Origin of the sequence: Prevotella sp. P4-119, from assembly GCF_002251345.1 — a bacterium.
Lineage (GTDB): Bacteria > Bacteroidota > Bacteroidia > Bacteroidales > Bacteroidaceae > Prevotella.
On sequence record NZ_NPJB01000084.1, the window covers coordinates 198,146 to 220,116 of the forward strand.

At 45.9% G+C, this 21,971-nt stretch carries 21 protein-coding genes; 6 read left to right on the top strand and 15 right to left on the bottom strand.

Annotated elements, in window-relative coordinates; all coding sequences use genetic code 11:
- Positions 1-11: 11 nt before the first annotated feature.
- A complete protein-coding gene (pyrH, locus tag CIK89_RS10295) occupies positions 12-722 on the bottom strand; it encodes a UMP kinase (protein WP_094391268.1) in 711 nt (236 codons plus the stop codon).
- A gap of 51 nt (positions 723-773) precedes the next feature.
- Positions 774-1,475: a biotin--[acetyl-CoA-carboxylase] ligase gene (locus tag CIK89_RS10300; RefSeq protein ID WP_094391269.1), complete on the bottom strand. Its 702-nt coding sequence runs from the start codon at positions 1,473-1,475 to the stop codon at positions 774-776.
- A gap of 571 nt (positions 1,476-2,046) precedes the next feature.
- Here CIK89_RS10300 and CIK89_RS10305 point away from each other — a divergent pair.
- Positions 2,047-2,499, top strand: coding sequence for a nucleoside deaminase (locus CIK89_RS10305; RefSeq protein ID WP_094391270.1), 453 nt, complete (start codon positions 2,047-2,049; stop codon positions 2,497-2,499).
- 42 nt (positions 2,500-2,541) lie between these two features.
- Here the strand turns inward: CIK89_RS10305 and CIK89_RS10310 are convergent, their stop codons facing one another.
- The gene (locus CIK89_RS10310) at positions 2,542-2,898 is read right to left on the bottom strand and encodes a response regulator (protein ID WP_094391308.1); all 357 of its coding nucleotides are present in this window, start codon (positions 2,896-2,898) and stop codon (positions 2,542-2,544) included.
- A gap of 22 nt (positions 2,899-2,920) precedes the next feature.
- Positions 2,921-4,375: a D-xylose transporter XylE gene (gene xylE, locus CIK89_RS10315; protein ID WP_094391271.1), complete on the bottom strand. Its 1,455-nt coding sequence runs from the start codon at positions 4,373-4,375 to the stop codon at positions 2,921-2,923.
- A 510-nt stretch (positions 4,376-4,885) separates the two neighbouring features.
- Between xylE and rpsO the strand changes: the two genes are divergently transcribed.
- The gene (gene rpsO, locus CIK89_RS10320; protein WP_094391272.1) at positions 4,886-5,155 is read left to right on the top strand and encodes a 30S ribosomal protein S15; all 270 of its coding nucleotides are present in this window, start codon (positions 4,886-4,888) and stop codon (positions 5,153-5,155) included.
- 135 nt (positions 5,156-5,290) lie between these two features.
- Here the strand turns inward: rpsO and folK are convergent, their stop codons facing one another.
- From folK to CIK89_RS10350, 6 genes are read right to left on the bottom strand one after another with little or no spacing between them, the layout of a single operon-like run.
- Positions 5,291-5,758 carry a 2-amino-4-hydroxy-6-hydroxymethyldihydropteridine diphosphokinase gene (gene folK, locus CIK89_RS10325; RefSeq protein ID WP_094391273.1) on the bottom strand — a complete coding sequence of 156 codons (468 nt, stop codon included), beginning with the start codon at positions 5,756-5,758 and terminating at the stop codon, positions 5,291-5,293.
- Positions 5,751-6,893, bottom strand: a complete 1,143-nt coding sequence (gene queA / locus CIK89_RS10330; protein ID WP_094391274.1) for a tRNA preQ1(34) S-adenosylmethionine ribosyltransferase-isomerase QueA — start codon at positions 6,891-6,893, stop codon at positions 5,751-5,753. Before queA ends, folK begins: the two co-directional genes overlap by 8 nt.
- Positions 6,894-6,907: 14 nt before the next feature.
- Positions 6,908-7,630, bottom strand: coding sequence for a tRNA pseudouridine(55) synthase TruB (truB, locus tag CIK89_RS10335; RefSeq protein WP_094391275.1), 723 nt, complete (start codon positions 7,628-7,630; stop codon positions 6,908-6,910).
- 56 nt (positions 7,631-7,686) lie between these two features.
- Positions 7,687-8,484: an undecaprenyl-diphosphate phosphatase gene (locus CIK89_RS10340; protein ID WP_094391276.1), complete on the bottom strand. Its 798-nt coding sequence runs from the start codon at positions 8,482-8,484 to the stop codon at positions 7,687-7,689.
- Positions 8,481-8,747, bottom strand: a complete 267-nt coding sequence (locus CIK89_RS10345) for a DUF3098 domain-containing protein (protein WP_094391277.1) — start codon at positions 8,745-8,747, stop codon at positions 8,481-8,483. Before CIK89_RS10345 ends, CIK89_RS10340 begins: the two co-directional genes overlap by 4 nt.
- Positions 8,748-8,775: 28 nt before the next feature.
- Positions 8,776-9,654, bottom strand: coding sequence for an ABC transporter permease (locus CIK89_RS10350; protein ID WP_094391278.1), 879 nt, complete (start codon positions 9,652-9,654; stop codon positions 8,776-8,778).
- 120 nt (positions 9,655-9,774) lie between these two features.
- On the opposite strand from CIK89_RS10350, the gene CIK89_RS10355 reads away from it, so the two are divergent.
- Positions 9,775-10,551, top strand: coding sequence for a radical SAM protein (locus CIK89_RS10355; protein ID WP_094391279.1), 777 nt, complete (start codon positions 9,775-9,777; stop codon positions 10,549-10,551).
- A gap of 769 nt (positions 10,552-11,320) precedes the next feature.
- Here CIK89_RS10355 and lpxA read toward each other — a convergent pair.
- From lpxA to CIK89_RS10375, 4 genes are all read right to left on the bottom strand, one after another.
- Positions 11,321-12,103, bottom strand: a complete 783-nt coding sequence (gene lpxA / locus CIK89_RS10360; RefSeq protein WP_094391280.1) for an acyl-ACP--UDP-N-acetylglucosamine O-acyltransferase — start codon at positions 12,101-12,103, stop codon at positions 11,321-11,323.
- 90 nt (positions 12,104-12,193) lie between these two features.
- Positions 12,194-13,588 (bottom strand): efflux transporter outer membrane subunit, encoded by a 1,395-nt coding sequence (locus tag CIK89_RS10365; protein ID WP_094391281.1) that lies wholly within the window; start codon positions 13,586-13,588, stop codon positions 12,194-12,196.
- Positions 13,589-13,630: 42 nt separating this feature from the next.
- Positions 13,631-16,891: an efflux RND transporter permease subunit gene (locus CIK89_RS10370; RefSeq protein WP_094391282.1), complete on the bottom strand. Its 3,261-nt coding sequence runs from the start codon at positions 16,889-16,891 to the stop codon at positions 13,631-13,633.
- Between the two features lie 81 nt (positions 16,892-16,972).
- On the bottom strand, positions 16,973-18,184 hold the full coding sequence (locus CIK89_RS10375) for an efflux RND transporter periplasmic adaptor subunit (RefSeq protein WP_094391283.1): 1,212 nt from the start codon (positions 18,182-18,184) through the stop codon (positions 16,973-16,975).
- Positions 18,185-18,630: 446 nt separating this feature from the next.
- Here CIK89_RS10375 and CIK89_RS10380 point away from each other — a divergent pair, with 446 nt between their 5' ends.
- A complete protein-coding gene (locus CIK89_RS10380) occupies positions 18,631-19,056 on the top strand; it encodes an Hsp20/alpha crystallin family protein (protein ID WP_094391309.1) in 426 nt (141 codons plus the stop codon).
- Between the two features lie 229 nt (positions 19,057-19,285).
- Positions 19,286-19,828 (top strand): sigma-70 family RNA polymerase sigma factor, encoded by a 543-nt coding sequence (locus CIK89_RS10385; protein WP_094391284.1) that lies wholly within the window; start codon positions 19,286-19,288, stop codon positions 19,826-19,828.
- Between the two features lie 89 nt (positions 19,829-19,917).
- Here the strand turns inward: CIK89_RS10385 and CIK89_RS10390 are convergent, their stop codons facing one another.
- On the bottom strand, positions 19,918-21,384 hold the full coding sequence (locus CIK89_RS10390) for a CCA tRNA nucleotidyltransferase (RefSeq protein WP_094391285.1): 1,467 nt from the start codon (positions 21,382-21,384) through the stop codon (positions 19,918-19,920).
- A gap of 97 nt (positions 21,385-21,481) precedes the next feature.
- Here CIK89_RS10390 and CIK89_RS10395 point away from each other — a divergent pair, with 97 nt between their 5' ends.
- The gene (locus CIK89_RS10395; protein WP_094391286.1) at positions 21,482-21,940 is read left to right on the top strand and encodes a hypothetical protein; all 459 of its coding nucleotides are present in this window, start codon (positions 21,482-21,484) and stop codon (positions 21,938-21,940) included.
- The last annotated feature ends 31 nt before the right edge of the window (positions 21,941-21,971 follow it).

A 21,971-nucleotide genomic window follows, 5' to 3' on the forward strand; every position in this document is an offset into this window, starting at 1 on the left:
AGTAAGTGGGATTAAGGATGTACGAGGGTTCCAATTTCCTCACCGTCCATGACTTTCTTCAGATTGCCCACCACGTCCATGTTGAATACATAGATAGGCAGATTGTTGTCCTGACACATGCAGATCGCGGTAAGATCCATGACCTTCAAACCGCGTGACAATACTTCTTTATAGGAGATTTCGTCAAACTTAGTAGCGGTTGGGTCCTTTTCGGGGTCGGCGGTATAAATACCATCCACGCGTGTGCCCTTCAGCATCACGTCGGCTTCTATCTCTATGCCACGCAGACTACTGCCGGTATCGGTAGTGAAATAGGGGTTGCCAGTACCTGCAGAGAAGATGCATACCTGTCCTGCTTCCATCGCCTCGATAGCTTTCCATTTGGTGTAGAATTCGCCGATAGGCTCCATGCGGATGGCTGTCAGCACCTTGTTCTTCACACCGATAGCTCCCAAAGCAGATGATAGTGCCAGCGAATTGATTACTGTGGCACACATGCCCATCTGGTCGCCTTTCACGCGGTCGAAGCCTTTCTGACTGCCGCTAAGTCCGCGGAAGATGTTGCCACCGCCGATGACGATACCAATCTGTACGCCCATCTCACTGACTTCCTTAATTTGTCGGGCATAGTCGCTGAGGCGTTCTGCGTCGATGCCGTAACCTTGATTGCCCATCAAACTCTCACCAGAGAGCTTCAGGAGGATTCTTTTAAATCTTGCCATATTATCTTTGTTTTTTATTGATTATTGTCTATCATCATGTAGTAGGGGTGTTCAGATCACAAACGATACTTCTTTGAAAGCATAGCGGCGTCGCTCCCCATCTTCGGTCATCAGTACCAGGTGTCCGTCTTCCTCCACATCTTCTATGCGTGCCATAAAAGCGCCTTGCGCATCGCAGTAGGGGTGAAAGCCTTTTCGGCGGTATAGGGCCTGCATGTAGCGTTTCCTTACATCCTGCAGCATATAGCTTTCAATGTGACAGATAATATCTTCCAATAGTGCTTGCCGGTTGGTTTCCTGTCCGGTTATCTGCCAGAGCGATATGGGGTTTGGGGCATCGCTTTGAAATTCGCGTTGGTTTACGTTGATGCCTATGCCCGCAATGCTATCGCATATCTGCATGCCTTTCAGTCTGTTTTCTATCAGCATGCCACAGATCTTAGCATTTCGCCAATAGATATCGTTAGGCCATTTCACGCTTAAGTCGCCTATATATTGTCCTAATGCGTCGGTCACCGCCAGTGATACTGCCATAGAGATATGAAACTGTCGGTTGGCTGGTACGTGTGTGGGGTGCATCAATACCGAGAACGTGAGGTTTTTGCCTCGTTCCGATTCCCAATGGTTTGATCCTTGTCCGTGTCCATCTGTCTGATAGTTTGCCCATACCACACAGTCTTCATCACCGCCATGTTCTCTCAGCCATCGGTTCGTGGAATCTGTCTCCTCGATATACACTATTTTTTCTTTCATAGTACAAAGGTAGTGCAAACCGAATGGAATACAAAATAAAAACTCGTTTTTATTTTTATTCCTGAGGTGCCGCCTACTTAAGAAATCCTTTCAAAGGTAGTGCAAACCGAATGGAATACAAAATAAAAACTCGTTTTTATTTTTATTCCCGAGGTGCTGCCTACTTAAGATGGTAATCACTGGTTAGTGAAAACCAAAATCGGATGGTGGTCGAATGGTGGTCGAAAACCCCACAAAATGACAATCGACCACACCTATAATAGATTGAAGGATAGTATGATGCAAGTATCGGTGGTCGAGTGGTCGGATTTTTTTGAAAACTGAATTAACTATATGTGTAGGTGGTACGACCATTCGCCTGTGATTTCTCTTGCTTACAACAGCAGGCAACTTGCTGTTTTGATGGCTGTTTGATAGCAGGTGTATGATGATAACGCGTGCGCGTACGCAAGCATGTGTACCTTTATTAAATGAAACAAGGTATATGAAATTTTAGTGTGAAAACGGTTTTCTTCTGCATTTATGATCCTTTTCTGAGGATATTCAACTATTTTTTTGTAATTTCGCAACCATGACACAAGAAGAACAATTGAAAACCGACGAACGCTATATGCGTATGGCATTGGTGGAAGCTGAAGCTGCTGGAGCAGCAGGTGAAATACCTATTGGTGCTGTAATCGTATGTCAGGGCAGGGTTATTGCCCGTGCCCACAACCTCACGGAAACTCTCAACGATGTTACTGCGCATGCTGAGATGCAAGCCATAACGGCAGCTGCAAACGAATTGGGAGGAAAGTATCTGACCGATTGCACACTCTATGTTACCGTAGAACCCTGTCCTATGTGTGCAGGTGCATTGGGCTGGTCGCAGATTCCGCGTATTGTCTATGGTGCTGCCGACGATAAACGAGGATTCCATGTCTATGCCCCCAAGGCATTACACCCTCGTACAACGATAAGTGGCGGCATTCTTGAGGAAGAATGTCGCCAACTTATGCAAGATTTCTTTAAAAGCAGACGATAGTTGTCATCGTGTGACTATCGTACTGGTAGTGAGGTTTCGGATTTATTCACCGATATACTTTGCGATGGTTTCCAAACACTTTTCTCTGCTAAATGGCTTCGACATGAAATCGCAGCAGCCTGCTTCAAATGTGGCTTGGCGGTCGGTTTCAAAAGCGTTTGCAGTCAATGCGATGATGGGGAGGTCTGGATGTTTCTCCTTGATGAGGCGTGTTGCCTCAAGACCATCCATCACGGGCATCTTCATGTCCATCATGATTAAGTCGAATTGTTGTTGGTCAGACAGTTCAACAGCTTCTTTGCCGTTGCTGGCGCGTACCACTTCATATCGATTTCTCAATACGTAAGTCATCAGCACGTAGTTGCTTTCGTTGTCTTCTGCTACTAAGATACGTTTCATATTCATTTCTTTTGTTTTATTCTTATTTTCTGTCTTTCCAGAGTTTGGTCATATCCTCCAAGGTCTTGCCTTTGGTCTCAGGTACCAACTTCCATACGAAGAGGGCTGCCAGCACACAGATAACACCATAGAGGCTATAGGTGAACCAATAACCCAGACTGTTGGCCAAGGGGACAAACGATGTTGATACGATCCAGTTGAATATCCACTGGAAGGCTACGGCAATGGCTACTGCTGCACCGCGGATGGTATTGGGGAATACTTCGGCGATGAGTACCCAGCAGATGGGACCCCATGAGAACATGAATGATGCTGAATAGATCATGATAGATACCATGCAGACGAGCTGCAGTTCGGGATTGCCGAAGGTGCATGCTACACCGATAGCACCTATTGCCATGCCGAGAGAACCAACGATGAGCAAGGGCTTACGACCGAGCTTCTCTACAGTGAAGATTGCTACACAGGTGAAGCTCAGATTGACGATGCCGTTGAATACGGTAAGCATCATAGGATTGTCGAAACCCATGGCTTCATAGATGCGTGGGGCATAATAGAGCACAGCATTGATACCTACTGCCTGTTGGAATACCGACAACATCACACCAACAAAGATGCAAAGGAATCCGTAGGTCATGAGTTTCTCGGTCTTCTCTGTTACGGTGTTCTTAATGTCAAACAGAATCTGTTTGGCTGCTGCTGCACCATTGATCTTTGCAAGGATGCGCTCTGCTTTGTCATCTTCGCCAATCATAGCAAGATAGCGTGGTGTCTCAGGTACAAAGCAGATGAGGATGGCAAACAGTCCGGCTGGAATCATTTCCGATCCAAACATATAGCGCCAGCCAGTCTCGATAGCCCATTTGGCTTCTGTGCCGTTGAGTATTTCGTTCAAACCGCCACCAACACTTGCAATGGCTGGGGCAATATGGTCGCCAAGGATGAAGAAGTTGACGAAATAAACCACCAACTGTCCGAAGATGATAGCAAACTGGTTCCATGATACCAACATGCCACGAATACCACTTGGCGCAATCTCACCAATATACATGGGGCAAACAGCAGAGGCAAGGCCTACGCCGATACCACCTATCACACGATAGAGATTGAACACGATGAGCAGGGTGAGGGTGGGTTTGCCTTCGGGCAACAACATGCTCTCAGGACACATAGAACCCCATGCCGATATGAAGAACATGGTGCCGGCGAATATCAATGAACGTTTTCTTCCAAATTTTGTAGCGAGCAAACCAGAGATGGCTGAACCGATGATACAACCGATGAGGGCACTTGAACTGGTGAAGCCATGCCAGAAATCGGTATATTGGAAGTCTTTAGCTCCCATAAAGAAGGCTTGAAGTCCTTTCTCTGCGCCAGAGATTACTGCGGTGTCATAACCAAAAAGAAGGCCGCCTAATACGGCAACCATCACAATAGAAATCAAATAGGATCTGCTTCCTGTTTGCTGCTGTTCCATAGTTTTTGTTTTATAATTATTGAAGTGTATGATTTGTTTGCACAAAAGTAACATTTTTTTGGAACTAACACGGCCTTTTTGCTTGCTTTTTAACGTTTTTTTGAGGAATAATGCATAAATGCATACGTTATAGGGGATTTCCTGCTAACAGGCTGCGTTTTGGTGATTGATGTGCTCTTTTTCTAGTTCCTATTAAAAATTGGGAAACGAATGGGAAAATAAAGGTAGCAGAAGGGAGATGTTCCTACCTCTAATCTTCCATAGTCATGGCACTTTTTCTCGCCATGGCATAATTAAAGCGAGCTTTATTCTGCTCATGGTTTAACGAAAACGTCCAATTTTAGCTACTCGCATTATGAAAATAAATAATTATATAAGGTTTTATTTGGTTTTTCGCTCACTTATTCGTACCTTTGCACCCGCATTTGAAAATGTGAACCGCCGTGATGAAGACGGGGAGCATCTGAAAGATGTCATATTATTAACAATTTAATTAAATCATCAACAATTATGTATTTAGATTCAGCTAAGAAGAAAGAAATCTTCGAGAAGCACGGACAGTCGGCTACTGACACCGGTTCTATCGAAAGCCAGGTAGCTCTGTTCACCTATCGCATCAGTCACCTCACCGAGCATCTGAAGCAGAACCGCAAGGATTTCGGTACAGCTCGTAGCTTGACCAAAATGGTAGGTCGTCGTCGTAAACTCTTGAAGTATCTCTACAACAAGGACATCAACCGCTATCGTGAACTGATCAAAGCCCTCGGACTGCGTAAGTAATAACGAAAGGTACATAACAAAAATTATCCCGCTGACTCGTAAGAGAAAGCGGGATAATTTTTGTTATAGCATATTGACGTGATGTTTATCTACCGTCAGCATGATGCTTGATTACATTGTAGTATCAATTATTCGCTACAGAACTTTTCGCAGAATTTCGTGAAGGGGAATCATTACGAAATCGCGTTCTTCCATTAACGGGTGGGGAATGACTAGCTCGGCACTGTCTATTCGCAGATCGTCATAGAGCAGTATGTCGATATCTATTGTGCGGTCAGAATAGCCATGATGGCTATCGGTTTTGCGCTTACGACCCATATCGCGTTCAATGGCTTGCGTCAGCAGAAGCACTTCGTGGGGCGTATGATTGGTGTGACAACATACTGCGCCGTTGAGGAAACGGTTGGAAGATTCAAACCCCCAAGGTTCGGTCTCTATCCATGATGATCGACGAATGACCTTGCCGATGCGGCGACCTATCTGTCTAACTGCCTCGTCGAGCATTTCCTGACGGTTGCCCAGATTGGAACCTAAAGCGAGATACACCTCATGGAGGTGATCGTCGCTTGTTGTCTCTGTCTGTTGCTGAGAAATGTTAGTCATTAAGGATGAGCATTGCATCGCCATAGCAACCGAACATGAAACCATTTTTGACGGCAGCTTCGTAGGCGTTGTAGATGAGATCGTAACCACCGAAGGCGGCGGTTGCCATCATCATGGTTGATTCGGGATGATAGAAATTGGCTATCAGCGAATCTGCCAGATTGAAGTTGTAGGGTGGGAAGATGAACTTATTGGTCCAACCAGAAAACTCTTTCAACATGCAGTCGGTGCCGACGGCGCTCTCTGTAGCACGTAGGGTAGAAATGCCGACGGCGCAGATTTTACGGCCTTCCTTCTTGGCATTATTGACTGTAGAGCAGGCTTTACTGTCGATAATCATCTGCTCGGAATTCATTTTGTGCTTGGTGAGGTCTTCTACCTCAATGGCGTCGAAACTGCCAAGACCACAGTGTACGGTGATGTAGGAGAAGTCGATACCACGGATTTCCAAACGTTTCATCACTTCGCGGCTGAAATGGAGACCTGAGGCTGGAGCGGTAACAGCTCCTTCATGGCGGGCATAGATGGTCTGGAAGTTTTCTTCGTCTTCGGGAGTTACATCACGTTTGTCAACGATATAGCGTGGTAGTGGGGCAGAGCCCAAGGCAAAGAGCTCGCGCTTAAACTCATCGTGGGGACAGTCGTAGAGAAAACGCAATGTGCGTCCACGGCTGGTGGTATTGTCGATGACTTCTGCTACCATAGGCCCGTCTTCATCGAAGAAGAGTTTGTTGCCAATACGTATCTTACGTGCTGGTTCTACGAGTACGTCCCAAAGACGCAGTTCCTCATTGAGTTCGCGAAGCAGGAATACTTCAATCTTTGCGTCGGTCTTTTCTTTGGTGCCATAGAGGCGTGCAGGGAACACCTTTGTATCGTTGAGAATCATTACGTCACCTTCATCGAAATAGTTGATGATGTCGCGGAATAACAGCGGTTGATTGGTGTCGTTTCCTTCATCATCTTTCTTGAAGATGTCGAATGTTTCGCTTTTGCGGTGTACAACCATCAGGCGACATTCATCGCGCCGATATACTTTATCAATGGTTCCGTCTTCATTTTCGAATGCTTTGTGTGGTGGCTCAAGGGCTACCTGTGACTCGGGCAACTTGAATTTAAATTGTGACAGTTTCATTGCTTATAGTTTTTTTAAGTTGTTTTTTTCTTCTTGATGTCTTCTATGTCTTGTTGGGCAAGCCATGCAGGGAAATCGTCCATCTGGATGCAATGTTCGATGCTGACTTCGCCCAAACGGGTGCGGCATAGTGCGGTGAGGTAGGCACCGCTTCCTAATGCGCGACCGATGTCGCGTGCAAGCGACCGGATGTAAGTGCCTTTTCCACATACCACTCGGATGGAGAGCTGCATGAGCTGTTGGTCGAATGACGTTACCTCAATCTCGTCGATATGTACGGTTTTGGCTGCAAGCTTCACTTCTTCGCCGTTGCGCTTCATGCGGTAGGCACGTTCACCGGCTACCTTGACTGCCGAATACTGTGGTGGCACTTGCTGGATATCACCGAGAAATTGTGGCAGCGTGTCGTCGATGAGCTGGCGTGTGATATGCTGGGTGGGGTAGGTCATATTGACGGTATGCTCTTTGTCGTAGCTGGCTGTGGTAGCACCGAGTTGCAGCGTGGCTGTATATTCCTTGGTGTGGTACTGCATGCGCTCAATCTCCTTGGTCATTTTGCCGGTACATAGTATGAGTACACCAGTGGCAAGGGGATCGAGTGTTCCTGCATGTCCCATCTTCACTCGTTTTACGCCAATCTTACGGGATACGAGATAGCGGATGTGTGCCAACGCGCCGAAACTCGACATGCGATAGGGCTTATCGATATAGATGACTTCTCCTTGTGTAAAATTCATATATTTTATTTAGAATATGTCCTAACCAGGTCAGGGGCATAAGGTAAATGTGAGTATTAAATGAGTGAGCAGATGATGGTGATAGCACCTGCTATGGCACAATAGATACCGAAATAGATGAGCTTGCCTTTCTTCACGATGTTGATCATCCACTTGCAGGCAAGGCATCCAGACAAGAAGGCTGCAACGAATCCTACTACCATGGGGAAGGTGTCGATGCCGCCAAGGGCTTCTTCTCCTTTCAGTCCTTTCAATAGGTCGAGTAATGCCTCACCAAGGATGGGAGGGATGACCATGAGGAACGAGAACTGTGCCATCTTTTCTTTCTTATTGCCTAATAGGAGACCTGTGGCAATGGTAGTGCCAGAACGGGAGAGTCCGGGCAGTACGGCAAGAGCCTGACCTAAACCGATGATGAAAGCATGCAGTGGACTGATGTTTTCACGCTGACGGGGCTTGGCAAAGTAGGAGAACGACAGAAGTAGTGCTGTTACGAGAAGCATGCAACCTACTATGAGCAGGCCCGAACCGAATATTTCCTCTACTTGGTCTTTGAAGAACACACCCACGATGCCCACAGGTATCATAGAGATGATGATGTTGAGGGCGTATTTGGTTTCATCGTTCATCTGGAATTTGAAGAGTCCTTTCAGTATCCAGTCGATTTCTTTCCACAGAATAACTAAGGTGCTCAATACCGTGGCAACATGTACCATGATGGTGAAAGTGAGGTTGTCTTCACCGTTGATGTCGACGAGATAGGCGCCAATGGCGAGGTGACCGCTACTGCTGACGGGGAGATACTCTGTCAGTCCCTGGATGAGTCCGAGTATAAGTGCTTCAAACCAATTCATTGTGCGCAACCCTCCTCTGTTTCGTTAGCTGTTGTCTCGGTGTTTTTGGGCTTGCGCATCACACCATAGATCATGAATACAAACCCGAACAAGCAGGTGATAGGAGCTATGGTGATGCGGCGTGTGCTGAAGATGTCGGCATTGTATGCCTCTAAGTCGGAACCGCTGCCACTCATCAGAATGAATCCGATGATGACGATAGCCATGCCTAATGCCAAAAGCAGATAGTTGGTGCGGTCAAAAGCGAGATTTCTTTTGTTCATAATGTATTGTTCGCAAATTGATGTGTTGTCAGATTTTGTAGAGTTCGCCAGCTGTCATTCTCAAGAAACGGTTGACGGCAAGCCATGCACAGAGGGCTGTGATGAGCAAACCGAAGAGAAATACTGCTACGCCGGTGATAGTAAGTTCCACCCAAGTGATGACGGTTAGTATGCCAGGCTGCATCACGTAGAGTCCGTAGAAGCATCCGCCCAATACGGCAATGGCTATGAGTGCAGCGATGATACCCACTCCCATGGCATGGTAAAGGAACGGACGACGGATGAATCCCCAAGAGGCACCCACAAGTTTCATGGTGTGGATGAGAAAACGTCGTGCATAGACGCTAAGTCGGACAGTATTGCTGATGAGCGAGAAGGAAACGCATGTCAGCAGGATGGCAAGCACAAGGAGGATGATGCTGATACGGCTCAGATTGTAGTTGACTTGATCCACAAGGTCTTCCATATATGCTACGTCGCTAATGCGGGCATCCTTGCGTAACTCTTTGGATATGATGCGCAAGGAGTCGCGGTTGGCGTAGTTGGCATTGAGCCATATCTCCAGTGTGGCAGGAAACGGGTTGAAGCCGAGAAACTCTGATGGGTCGCTGCCCAACTCCTTAATCTGTTCGCGCTGTGCCTGTTCTTTACTGATATAGTCGATATGGTGTGACCATGGCTTATGATAGAGATCGCGGCAGAGCAGGTGCCCCTGATTGACCGTGACATAGTCTTTCAACATGACGCTCATGGTCAGATTTTCTTTCATGTGGTTGGATAAGTTGCGTGCCAATAGTACGGAGAATACCACCATTCCAAGCAAGATAAGCACCATGGCGGTACTGATGCATAAGGTGACTCCCTGCATACCTCTACGACAACTGATAGCTTTTCTTTTTTTTGCCATTGTTCCTAAATGTCCGTAATATACCTAATTTCTTGCAAAATTACAATAATTCACTCAGATTGCAAAACAAATTACGTTTTATTTGCTAATTTTGCAGTCGATAACAAAACATTTGGATTTATGAGTACAATTATCTATCCATCTCCCATCTTCGGTCCCATTCATAGCCGACGCTTGGGTATTTCGCTTGGCATCAACCTGCTTCCTGCCGATGGCAAGGTTTGCTCGTTTGACTGTATCTATTGTGAATGTGGGTTCAACGAGGATCATCGACCTAAACAAACGATGCCTACAAGGCAGGATGTTGCAGAAAAACTCCAACTGACACTACAGCGTATGAAAAGCGAGGGACAGTTGCCCGATGTGCTGACGTTTGCTGGTAATGGTGAACCGACATGTCATCCCCATTTTCCGGAAATTATAGATGATACCATTCGTTTGCGTAATGCATATTGTCCGGATGCCAAAGTCTGTGTGTTGAGCAACTCTACGCAGATTCATCGTCAATCGGTACATGATGCGCTGATGAAGGTGGATGACAATATTCTCAAACTCGATACCGTGGATAGCGCTTACATCCATCGGGTGGATCGTCCGGCTGGCAACTATGACGTCAACCAGATTATTGAACGTATGAAGGCTTTCAACGGACATGTCATCATTCAGACGATGTTTATGCGTGGGGATTGTAATGGTGAAAGTGTGGATAATACTGCTGAGGAATATGTGGTTCCTTGGCTTGAAGCGGTCAAGACGATTGCACCTCAACAAGTAATGGTTTATACGATAGACCGAGAAACACCTGCCCATGGACTTCTCAAAGCTACCCATGAACAGCTTGATGCCATTCGGGATCGGGTTATTGCAGTTGGCATCCCTTGCTCAGCAAGTTATTAAATGCATTACGGGGGCGTTTTGTATTTGTTTGGCATAACCAGAAAGAGTCCGGAAATTGAAGTCTGCCATTCTCGTCAGGTTTGACATTTTTTCGTCGTGTCTTCGATAACTTCTCGTTCATCTTTCGTTCTTAGATAGATCCTCGTTCGGTTCTCGATCGGTCTACGATAGACTAACGAATAACGAACGAGAGACGAACGAGAAGCGAACGAGAAGTTAACGAGAACCAGTCGGGTGTTAATTGAAGACTCATGGTCCTTCTGTTGTAACCAGTTTGGGTTGTTGAATGTCGTTTCTGTAAACATAAACACCTTTTTTAATTGTACGATCAATAGTTTGTTACCAAGGTGCCTTCTTGTTTGAGAATTTATTCTCAGGTTGGTTTGCAAAGATACAATATCACAAAACCCAGATGTCCGCCTTTGTCACTCTCTATGCTTGTTTTTTATTTTATTTAACTTATTTATAGACTCTTTTGCATAGACTCTGCGTAAAAAATAACTAAACGCCTTTGATAGAGATGAGTAGTCGATCAATAGATGCTGTATCTTTTGTGGATAACAAGTCCATAATTGGTTGTTAGATGGAATGCAAAAACAATTTATCGATATTTGCTGATTTTGCTTTGAGATCCTAACAAAAACAAAATCATCCACAATACCAAATGTCTCGGTATTGCGGATGAAAGTATTATGATGTTCTGGCTACAAACAAACTGTAGTGGATGGTTACTGTTTGTTGTGCTCGGTGGAATTACCAAGCGGTTGGACTACATCTTAGAGATGATGCCAAGTTTGGTACCTTCGATAAACGAAATGATGTTGCGCACCTCTGGACCATCGGGCACCTGATCCTTGATCTGGTTGACGGCATCAAAAACTGATGTTTGACCGTGGAATACCAAGCGGTAGGCGTTGGCAATATGCTTGCGAACACGTGGGTCGAAACCTGCTGCTTCCATGATGACATTGTTAGGACAGCTGTATTTCACAGGTTTGCCACTTGCGATGATGTAGGGAGGAATGTCTTTCGAAAAGGTAGTACCTGCCTGGATCATGGCGAGGTCGCCCACACGAGTCTTGGCATTCTCCACCACCGAAGTGCTGTAGATGACACCATTGCCAATGACGCAGTCACCGGCAATCTTCGTACCATAGCCGAATACACAGCCATCACCCACTACAGTATCGTGGGAGATATGTGCACCTTCCATCAGGAAGTTCTTATTGCCCAATACGGTTTTGCTTCCTGCGTATGTGCCACGGTTGATGACAACATTCTCGCGGATGGTATTGTTGTTGCCAATTTCCACAAAGCTCTCAGCACCTTCGAAATTGAAATCCTGAGGTAAGGCAGCAATAACTGCGCCTTGGAACACTTTGTTGTTATTGCCCAAGCGTGTGCCGTTGAGGATACTTACGAAGGGGTAGAGTACGCAGTTGTCGCCAATCACTACATCGTCTTCGATATAGACAAAGGGGTATATTTTGCAGTTGTCGCCAATCTTTGCTTTGGGCGAAACGTCTGCTTTGGGACTGATAATACTTGCCATAATTTCTGATTTATATATTTATATAGATCCAGCAGCTAAATCGCCATGACAATGATGGTTGATATGCTTCCTGGATGTATCATCCGATGATTATTTTGCGCCACCTCCTAATGCATAGTAGAGATTTACCACTGCCTGCATCTTGTAGAAGTCATCAGCTACCTTTGAGAGTTGTACGTTGAGCAGTGAAGACTGCGCCTGGATTACCTCCAGATAAGAACCGCCAGCCTCTGACATCAACTTACGTGTATCCTCCACATTCTTCTCGAGTACGGCGATGCGTTTAGCCTCCACCTTACCCTTTTCGTCAGAATAGTTGTAGAGCACAAGGGCATTGCTCACCTCGCTACCAGCCTTCAGTACGGTGTTCTGCCAAGTATTGTAAGCCTGCTCGTACTGCATCTTAGCCACCTTCAAGCCGGCAATGATTCTACCATTCTGGAAGATTGGCTGAACCAATGAACCAACAGCAGAAAGCAACCACTTGCCTGGATTCACAATACCTGCACCAGCAGAATTGGTGAATGCACCTGTACCAGAGATGGTGATAGATGGATAGAACTTGCTGCGGGCAGTCTCTATGCCATAGAAGCACTGAGCCAGATTCATCTCGGCTGCGTGAACATCAGCACGGTTGTTGAGCAACTGGATGCCTACACCGGTAGAGAAGGTTGCAGGAAGACTCTGATTCTCCAGCTTGCCACGGGCAATGGAATGAGCCTGGTCGCCGATGAGAAGACTCAGGGAGTTCTCTGTCTCACGAATCTGGCGCATCAGGTCGGTCTTCTGAGTCAACACTGCATAGTAGTTGCTCTCGGCAGCCTGCACGGAAGTTCCGCGATAACCAATCTTGGTATCCTTCAGCACCTTCATGGTCTCCCAGGTATCCTTGGTCAATCCTTCCATATTGTTAACCAGCTCCACCTGCTTGTCGAGCATCAACAAGGTATAATACATGTTGGCGATGTTGGCGATGAGGTTGGTCTGTACAGACACCTGATAGTCCTTCAACTGGAGCAGAGCCATCTGGGCACTGCGCTTCTGAGAGAGCAGGTTGCCGAAGAGGTCAACCGTCCAACTGGCTGTAACAGGCAAGCTGTAAGTCTTGGTAGCAGCGTTACCATCCCAGGAAGCGATAGTTCCCTGAGGAGTGAAAGACAAAGAAGGCACGAATGCCAACTTGGCACATTTCAACTGTTCCTCTGCCATCTTCACGTTCAAAGCCGCATTGAGGAGGTTGACATTATTGTTCAATCCCTTCTCAATGATCGACTGGAGCTGAGGGTCGGTGAAGACGCTGCGCCAAGGGATGTTGGCGAAGGTAGTAGTATCCTTTACAGCCAAAGTATCTGTATCAGAAGCTACATCGCGAACGATACCGCTGGTCTTCACATCCGGACGCTCATATTTTCCGTAGAGAGTCTTGCAGCTGCTCAGAGAGAGCGCTGCGAGACACAGTATGATGCATGTGATATTCTTTTTCATCTTTTGCTTTGCATTTATTATTCTACACTTGCGTGTTCTACCTTATTTCTTTGAATCTTTGCGGGCAGAAGCCTCTGCATACTGAGCCAGTTCTGCAGCAGCCTCTTCGTTGTCTTCATCGTCGAAACGGAGCGGAGAAATCTTCTCTTGCAACCATTGGAATAGGGCGAATAGCGCAGGTACGATGAATATCTGGAGTAGGGTGCCAATCAGCATACCGCCTACAGCAGAAGCACCTAGAGTCTGGTTACCATTCTTACCTACACCTGATGCGAACATCAGTGGCAATAGACCGATAATCATAGCTAATGAAGTCATCAAAATAGGACGCAGACGAGCTCCTGCACCCAGAATGGCAGAGTATTTAATGGCCATACCCGTACGGCGACGCTCAAGGGCGAACTGTACGATAAGGATGGCATTCTTCGCCAACAGACCAATCAACATAATGAGTGATATCTGCATATAGATATCGTTAGCGTGGCCGAAGATGTTGGTGAAGGTGAATGCACCTGCCAGACCGAATGGAATAGAGAGTACTACCGACAATGGCAAGATGTAACTCTCGTACTGGGCACTCAGAATCAAGTAAACGAATACAATACAGAGTGCGAAAATCAGACCAGTAGAGTTGCTTGATTCAGCCTCTGAACGGGTCAAGCCAGAATACTCGTAGCTATAACCTTCGGGCAAAGTGGTCTTAGCCACTTCGGCAATTGCCTTCATACCATCACCTGAAGAATATCCCGTGTTAGGCGTTACTGATACGTCCATAGACGTAAACAGGTTGAAACGGGTGATGTTTGAAGGACCATAAACCTTCTTCAGATTAACAAACTCGCTCACGGGAGACATCGTGCCGTTGGCGCAACGCACATAGATTTTGCTCATATCGTCAGGACGCATGCGGCTTTCGGGACCTGCTTGTATCATTACACGATAGAGTTTACCGTATGAGTTGAAGTTGGAGGCGTAGAGTCCGCCGAGGTAGCCCTGCATGACAGCAAGTACGGATGATGGCGAGATGCCTGCCTGTTTGGTCTTAGCCACATCCACATCCACCATATACTGGGGATAGTTAGGGTTATACTGGGTCTGTGCAGTCTGGATTTCCGGACGGTCGTTGAGCTCCTTTAGGAAATTCTTTACAATATCAAAGAAACGGTTCAGATCACCACCGGTCTTGTCCTGCATGGTCATTGTAATACCACTCTGGGCAGAGAATCCTGAAATCATTGGCGGTGAGAATGCAAGGATCTGAGCATCCTTGATGGTTGCGGTCTGTTTGTAAATCATACCCAAAACTGAAGTATATTCCATGGGGTTGACGAACAATGCTTCGATGCCACCACCTGTCAGCGCACTCTTGATGCGATGGAAGAATCCACCTGGACGCTCCTCAAAAGGTTTGAGTTTGATGATGATAGTACCTTGGTTGGAACCGGCACCAGCGATAAAGCTATAACCCATGATAGCTTCACGGCGCTGGATGGCTGGGTTGGCTTCCAGCATTTTGTCGATTTGCTTCACTACTTCGGTTGTGCGCTGCTGTGTAGTACCTGGGGCTGTAGAGATACAAACAAACAGTGTTCCAGTATCTTCGTTAGGTACCAAACCTGTTTTGGTGACACCCATTAGTGCTACAAGAGCTATAATACCTGTTGCAACAACACCTCCGGCGATGACGCCATGCCCAATGACCCACTGTACACCTTTCTTATATTTATTGGTAATCTTCTCAAACTGATAGTTGAATCCTGTATGGAAACGGTCGATGATCGACATTTTCTTCTCATGTCCTTCTTCGTGTGGTTTCAGGAAGATGGCACAGAGTGCAGGAGATAGTGTCAACGCATTGACGGCAGAAATTACGATAGATACAGCCATGGTCACACCAAACTCACGGTAGAAATATCCTGAGGTTCCACCGATGAATGATACAGGAACGAACACGGCTGACATTACCAATGTGATAGAGATGATGGCGCTCGAAATTTCGTTCATGGCATCGATAGATGCTGTAAGTGCACTCTTATAACCCTGGTCGAGTTTGGCATGGACCGCTTCAACCACCACGATGGCGTCATCGACCACAATGGCGATAGCCAACAACAAGGCTGACAGCGTCAATAGGTTGATGGAGAAACCGAATATCCATAGGAAGAAGAATGTACCAATCAATGCCACAGGTACGGCAATCATAGGTATTAGAGTAGATCGGAAGTCTTGCAGGAAGACATATACCACGACGAATACCAACAAAAGGGTGATAATCAGCGTAAATACTACTTCCTCAATAGAAGCAAAGAGGAATTCGGTGATGTCCTGCTCGATGGTGTATTTTAGGCCAGGAGGGAAGTTCTTGCTCAGTTCTTCCAGTTCCTTCTTAACATCGGTTGCAATCTGTGTGGCGTTAGAACCAGCAATTTGCTGTACCATACCCATTACGGCAGGTTGGCCGTTGTTGAGCAGGTTTACGCTATATACCAGACCGCCCAGTTCTACCTTGGCAACCTCGCCGAGGCGGAGTGTCTGACCAGAAGTATTGCTCTTGATGAGGATGTTCTCATACTCAATAGGAGTCTTCAAGCGACCCTTGTAACGCAGGGTGTATTCGTACTGCATATCAGAACTTTCACCAAAGCTACCAGGGGCAGCCTCGATGTTCTGTTCCGCTAAAGCATTGGAGATGTCAGATGGTACGAGACCAAACTCCTTCATTTTCTCAGGCTTCAGCCATATACGCATAGAGTAGTTACGGGTAGAAGGGCTCTGCACATCACCCACACCATTGATACGCTTCAACTGTGGAACCACGTTGATCAAAGCATAGTTGGTCACAAACTGGTCATCGTAGCGTCCGTCGTCTGTGGTTAGCGAGAACAGAATCACGTTAGAACTCTGACGTTTGGTAACCGTAACACCTACACGTGTAACCTCGGCAGGCAACAAAGACAGTGCCTGTGATACACGGTTCTGCACGTTGACGGCAGCCATATCAGGGTCTGAACCCTGTTTGAAGTAAACGGTGATGCTGGCATAACCTGAGTTTGACGCAGAAGAGGTCATGTAGGTCATGTTTTCCACACCGTTGATACTCTCCTCCAGCGGGGCGATGACTGAATTCAATACCGTCTGGGCATCGGCACCTTGATAGGTGGTAGATACCGAGATAGTAGGCGGCGCGATATTTGGATACTGCTCAATAGGTAGCGATATCAAGCCGATGGTACCCAGCAAGACGAAGAAGATGGAAACCACCGTCGATAGTACTGGGCGTTTTATAAAGTTTGTAAATGTCATAATTTACTATTTTCTTTATACCTTATATTATAAATGGTTATTTGCTGAAGAATTGCTTCTTGCTTGATAGTGATGATGCAATTACTTCTTGCCGCTCATGGCTTTGGCAAACTCATGGGCATTGTCTTGCGACTCTGCGAGCTTGGCTGCTTCGGCTATCTTCTGATTGTAGCGCTCTAGTGTGATAGGCTTAATCTGTTGGCCATCAGTCAATTTGGTAATGCCTTTTACAACGATGCGGTCACCGGTACGGAGTCCAGAGGTCACAATGTAGTTCTTGCCGTCATCTTGTGGATTTACTTTGATTTCTGTATATTTCACTTTGTTGTCTTTGCCTACGGCATAAACAAAAATTTTATCCTGTACTTGAGAACATGCTTCCTGTGGAACAACGATGGCGTTGCTGTTGTCGTTAGAAATAACGATAGAGCCAGAACCACCGCTCTTCAGCAGTTTGTCGGGATTGGCAAAGTGTGCAATCAGCGATACGGCACCTGTAGAAGCATCGATGACGCCACTCATTTTTACAACCTTACCCGGTTGTTCGTAGAATGAACCATCTGCAAGTTGCAGTTTGACGGGAGGGAAGGCTGCGATGGCAGCCTGCATATTGCCGTTGTTTTTGCCCATATTCAAGAGTTCAGACTCAGATACAGAGAAGAAAACTTCCATGGTACTGATGTTTGAAACGGTGGTCAATGCCTGGCCAGAAGCGCTAACCAAAGCACCTTCTTTGAAGGGGAGACTTCCCACAACACCAGCCGAAGGACTCTTTACTACACACCATGCCAATTGTTCGCGAGCTGATGCCAATGCAGCTTCTGCCTGTGCAACCTGTGCTTCTGCGGTAGCAAGAGTATTGGCTGCGGTTGAAAGTTCGTACTCACCGATAATGTGACTATCGAAAAGATTCTTGTTGTTTTTGTAAGTCAGCTTGGCGGTGTTAGCCTGTGCCTTTGCCGTATTGACTGCGGCCTGACATTGACGGACAGCAGCCTGATAGGTCTCGCTGTCGATAGAGAACAATGGTTGACCGGCTGATACCGTTTGGCCTTCATGGACAAATACTTTTGTGATGAATCCTGAAACCTTTGGGCGAACCTCAACATCCTGAATACCTTTAATGGTGGCGGGGTACGTGGTTTGTAAAGCAGCACTTGATGTGCTGATGGTGCTTACGGCAAACTCGTCGTCACTGAAGTTGGGCAGACCATCCTTCTTGCTTCCTCCACATGAGGTTAAAATCGCGATTGCAGCAAAAACCGCAATGGTAATAACGTTTTTACTTTTCATACCTATTTATTTAAACTATTCTTAAATTCAATACTATTTGTTTGTGTACTGGAAAACCGAATATTTAAGTTTGGTTTTCGAAGTGCAAAGATACATAAAAAAAAATACTCTTATATATAATTATATAATATATATAATACATTTAACAATATTTATGCTACGCAACCAATAAATGCCAGATATTTGCCTATAAAAGACGGAAAACATATGTGGTCCATAGTGTTGGTCGGTAATTGTTGTTCGTGAGGAATATAAACGAGTGAATAGCATGCTATTTTATATACAAAACGACAATATGACACACAAAGGTGACAATGTGACATGTTTTATTGGTGTGGCATGAGACTTGCATTAATTGTTAGTGAACGCGGAAGCGAAGGCAGAGGCGCTCGGTAAACAACATATAAAACAGAACAATTAAACAAATAAAATTAGGAGGTATGATTATGTTACCAGTAATGTTTAAAAACAGTTGGTTCCCAACAGTGTTCGATGATTTCTTCAACAGTGATGCAATGGCAACTGCCACAACGACCGCTCCGGCAGTCAACGTCAGAGAAGATCTTAATGAATATACCATGGAGATGGCTGTGCCTGGTATCAAAAAAGAGTATTGTCGTGTACAGTTGACCGATGACGGCAACCTTCATGTAGCCATTGAAAACAAGATGGAACATAAGGATGAGGATAAGAAACAGCATTATCTGCGTCGTGAGTTCAGTTATACAAACTATCAGCAGACTTACACTTTGCCTGACGATGTAGCTAAGGATAGAATTTCTGCTAAGGTTGACAACGGTATTCTTACTGTGGTGATGCCTAAATTGAAGAAGGAAGAGAGTAAAGTGGCACGTGCAATTGAGATTGCATAACGTAGCTGAAAGTATAGTCACTTTAACATAAACGTATGTAGCGGGCTGCAAAATTCGTTTTGCAGCCCGCTATTTTGTTATGTCTGTATCTCCTTGTTTATATAAACTGTTTTTTTTTAGTTTTGTTGAATATATGATAAGGGTTTTGCTTGCATGATTGATGAAGTTTGGTGGTTTGCGGAATTATTCGTATCTTTGCAAGGTAGAATAATGACTAAAAATAGCGAATATGACAGATAAAGAAAAACTGATAACAGATAATATGGGGTATGTGGTCACATTGGCGCGCCAATATTCCTGCGAACTTCTTGATACAGATGACTTGGTGAGTGAAGGAACTATCGGTATTATCAAGGCGGCGGAAAAGTTTGATCCGAATCGGGGTAAGCCTTTTGTTACTTTTGCCGCACCTTATATTCGTACCGCCATTGAAGCTGCTATACGTCGAGTGACTGGTGAAGTGACAGTGAAATCGACGGACGAGAGTATCCCTGCAGGGTCACGTAATAATTATACGCTACTAAATGTGTTGGAGGATAAAAACTCGCAACGGGCTGATGCCGAGATGGAACGGGAACTGTTGAAGTCAGACTTGGAGCGTTGTATCTATCTGCTCGACCAGCGCGAGGCAGCAGTCATTAAAAGGTATTTCGGATTAGGTTTTGATCGTATGACCATGGCGGAAATTGGTGGTGAACTTGGGTTGAAGCGTGAGCGTGTGCGCCAAATACGCGACAAGGCTTTGCGCAAACTGCACAAAGCCTCGTCGTAGAAGATAATGCCGATGGTGGTATGGTACCATTTGGCAGACTGTCACGATCAATAGATTGTAGTGTTGTGATAGTTTCTATTTTTCTATGGTCATTGTTGCTCCTGATGTTCGGTGGAGAGCCCCATGGCATTGGCGCGCTCCATGAGCAGACGCATCAATGGTTCACGTTCATTTTCCACCCGATTGTCGAGTACGGCATCTTTTAGGTATTGTTTGAGTGTTCCCACCTCGCGAGAGGGTTTCAGATGGAACATCTCCATGATTTCGTTGCCGTCAATTACAGGTTGTAACAACCGTTTATAATCCTTTTCTTGTAAATCGGTGAGTTTTTCACGCACCATGCGGAAATTCTCCAAAAACATTTGTTTGCGCACCTCATTCTTTGAGGTGATGTCGGCTTCGCATAGGGTCATTAGATCGTTGATGTCGTCACCGGCATCGTTGAGCAGGCGTCGAACGGCAGAATCGGTTACAATCTCATCGGCAATGGCTATGGGTCGCATGTGCAGTTCTACCATTTTCTGTACGAAACGCATCTCGCTGCCCATAGGCAATTTCAGCCGGCGGAATATCTCCGGCACCATTTTTCCACCAAGATAGTCATGGTTGTGGAAAGTCCATCCAGCCTTAGGCTCCCAACGCTTGGCACGCGTTTTTCCGATATCGTGGAGTAACGCCCCCCATCGCAACCATAGGTTATCGCTATGCTGGCAGACGTTTTCCAGCACTTCCATGGTGTGGTGGAAATTGTTTTTATGAGCCCGGCCTTCTTTCTTTTCTACAATGTCGAGTGCGGAAAGTTCAGGAAGCATGCGCTGTAATAAGCCGCTACGTTGTAGGTATTCGAAGCCAATGCTTGGGTGTGGTGCCATCATGATTTTATTGAGCTCCACCTCGATACGCTCTCCGCTAACAATCTTGATACGGTCTACCATGCGTTCCAAAGCTTCAAACGTATCGTCCTCAATTTGAAAATTGAGCTGAGTGGCGAAACGAATGCAGCGCATCATACGCAAAGGATCGTCGGAGAATGTGATTTCAGGGTCGAGTGGAGTAGCAATAATGCGGTCTTCCATATCGGCAATACCGTCAAATGGATCTACCAATTCGCCGAATCGAGCGTTGTTGAGGCAGATTGCCATAGCATTGATGGTGAAATCTCGACGGTTTTGATCATCTTCCAGCGTACCGTCTTCCACAATAGGCTTGCGTGAATCGTGGCTATAGCTCTCTTTGCGAGCTCCCACAAATTCCACTTCCATGTTTCCCATCTTTACTTGTGCTGTGCCAAAATTACGAAATACCGAGAGGTGTGCACGCCATCTGCCAGTCTTTGGGTTTTTTCCCAAATTCTTTTGCAGTTGTCGGGCCACTTCAATGCCACTGCCTACGACAACTACGTCAATGTCGTTGCTGGGGCGTTCGAGGAATATATCACGAACAAATCCGCCCACAACATAACATTCTAACCCCAGTTCGTCGGCGGAAGCACTGATTTGGCGGAATATCGGCTTATCGAGTATTTTAGCCAGTGCAGCGTCTGAATATAGCTTCATGATGGTATGTTTTTCTACTTTGTCGTGTGCAAAGGTACGCAAATTTCATCTATTTCGGCTGTTCATTGCGCATTTTTTTGTAACTTTGCACCTTAGAATGACGAAGAAACTGATTATCATACTATCCGCAGTGCTATTTATAGTGGCTTGTGGCAATACCAACAACAAAGCGAAAGCATTGCTCGATGAAGCGCGTTTGGCACTAGACGAACGGCGTTACGATGATGTGCTTGCCAAGATTGACACCTTGCGCAATAAATATCCACGTGCCATTGAAGAGCGAAAACAGGCTTTACCGCTATGGCAAAAAGCAGAACTTTTGCGCACTCAAGACGAACTGGCAGTAGTTGATTCCCTGTTGGCGGTGGTGGGAAGTGCTTACAATGAAGTCCGTCAACTGCAAAATCAGGCCGATAAATCAGGTGATCAAGAGGCATGGAAGCGCCACAACCGCACAGCGAATCAGTTGAAAGCGCGTAAAGACTCGCTTCAGAATCGCTTCGATGTGGCATGTGCCAAAATCAAGTATATTCATAAAAAGCAGAAAGAAATATAATAAATAGGCATTTTCCTGACGCTAAACCTTG

Excerpts from the sequence above, each read along its gene's own strand:
- queA (WP_094391274.1), bottom strand. The coding sequence starts at position 6,893 with ATGAAACTGTCACAATTTAAATTCAAGTTGCCCGAGTCACAGGTAGCC.
- rpsO (WP_094391272.1), top strand. The coding sequence starts at position 4,886 with ATGTATTTAGATTCAGCTAAGAAGAAAGAAATCTTCGAGAAGCACGGA.
- folK (WP_094391273.1), bottom strand. The coding sequence starts at position 5,758 with ATGACTAACATTTCTCAGCAACAGACAGAGACAACAAGCGACGATCAC.
- lpxA (WP_094391280.1), bottom strand. The coding sequence starts at position 12,103 with ATGGCAAGTATTATCAGTCCCAAAGCAGACGTTTCGCCCAAAGCAAAG.
- CIK89_RS10370 (WP_094391282.1), bottom strand. The coding sequence starts at position 16,891 with ATGACATTTACAAACTTTATAAAACGCCCAGTACTATCGACGGTGGTT.
- CIK89_RS10340 (WP_094391276.1), bottom strand. The coding sequence starts at position 8,484 with ATGAATTGGTTTGAAGCACTTATACTCGGACTCATCCAGGGACTGACA.
- CIK89_RS10300 (WP_094391269.1), bottom strand. The coding sequence starts at position 1,475 with ATGAAAGAAAAAATAGTGTATATCGAGGAGACAGATTCCACGAACCGA.
- truB (WP_094391275.1), bottom strand. The coding sequence starts at position 7,630 with ATGAATTTTACACAAGGAGAAGTCATCTATATCGATAAGCCCTATCGC.
- CIK89_RS10385 (WP_094391284.1), top strand. The coding sequence starts at position 19,286 with ATGACAGATAAAGAAAAACTGATAACAGATAATATGGGGTATGTGGTC.
- CIK89_RS10305 (WP_094391270.1), top strand. The coding sequence starts at position 2,047 with ATGACACAAGAAGAACAATTGAAAACCGACGAACGCTATATGCGTATG.
- CIK89_RS10390 (WP_094391285.1), bottom strand. The coding sequence starts at position 21,384 with ATGAAGCTATATTCAGACGCTGCACTGGCTAAAATACTCGATAAGCCG.
- pyrH (WP_094391268.1), bottom strand. The coding sequence starts at position 722 with ATGGCAAGATTTAAAAGAATCCTCCTGAAGCTCTCTGGTGAGAGTTTG.
- CIK89_RS10345 (WP_094391277.1), bottom strand. The coding sequence starts at position 8,747 with ATGAACAAAAGAAATCTCGCTTTTGACCGCACCAACTATCTGCTTTTG.
- CIK89_RS10365 (WP_094391281.1), bottom strand. The coding sequence starts at position 13,588 with ATGAAAAAGAATATCACATGCATCATACTGTGTCTCGCAGCGCTCTCT.
- CIK89_RS10395 (WP_094391286.1), top strand. The coding sequence starts at position 21,482 with ATGACGAAGAAACTGATTATCATACTATCCGCAGTGCTATTTATAGTG.
- xylE (WP_094391271.1), bottom strand. The coding sequence starts at position 4,375 with ATGGAACAGCAGCAAACAGGAAGCAGATCCTATTTGATTTCTATTGTG.
- CIK89_RS10310 (WP_094391308.1), bottom strand. The coding sequence starts at position 2,898 with ATGAAACGTATCTTAGTAGCAGAAGACAACGAAAGCAACTACGTGCTG.
- CIK89_RS10375 (WP_094391283.1), bottom strand. The coding sequence starts at position 18,184 with ATGAAAAGTAAAAACGTTATTACCATTGCGGTTTTTGCTGCAATCGCG.
- CIK89_RS10350 (WP_094391278.1), bottom strand. The coding sequence starts at position 9,654 with ATGGCAAAAAAAAGAAAAGCTATCAGTTGTCGTAGAGGTATGCAGGGA.
- CIK89_RS10355 (WP_094391279.1), top strand. The coding sequence starts at position 9,775 with ATGAGTACAATTATCTATCCATCTCCCATCTTCGGTCCCATTCATAGC.
- CIK89_RS10380 (WP_094391309.1), top strand. The coding sequence starts at position 18,631 with ATGTTACCAGTAATGTTTAAAAACAGTTGGTTCCCAACAGTGTTCGAT.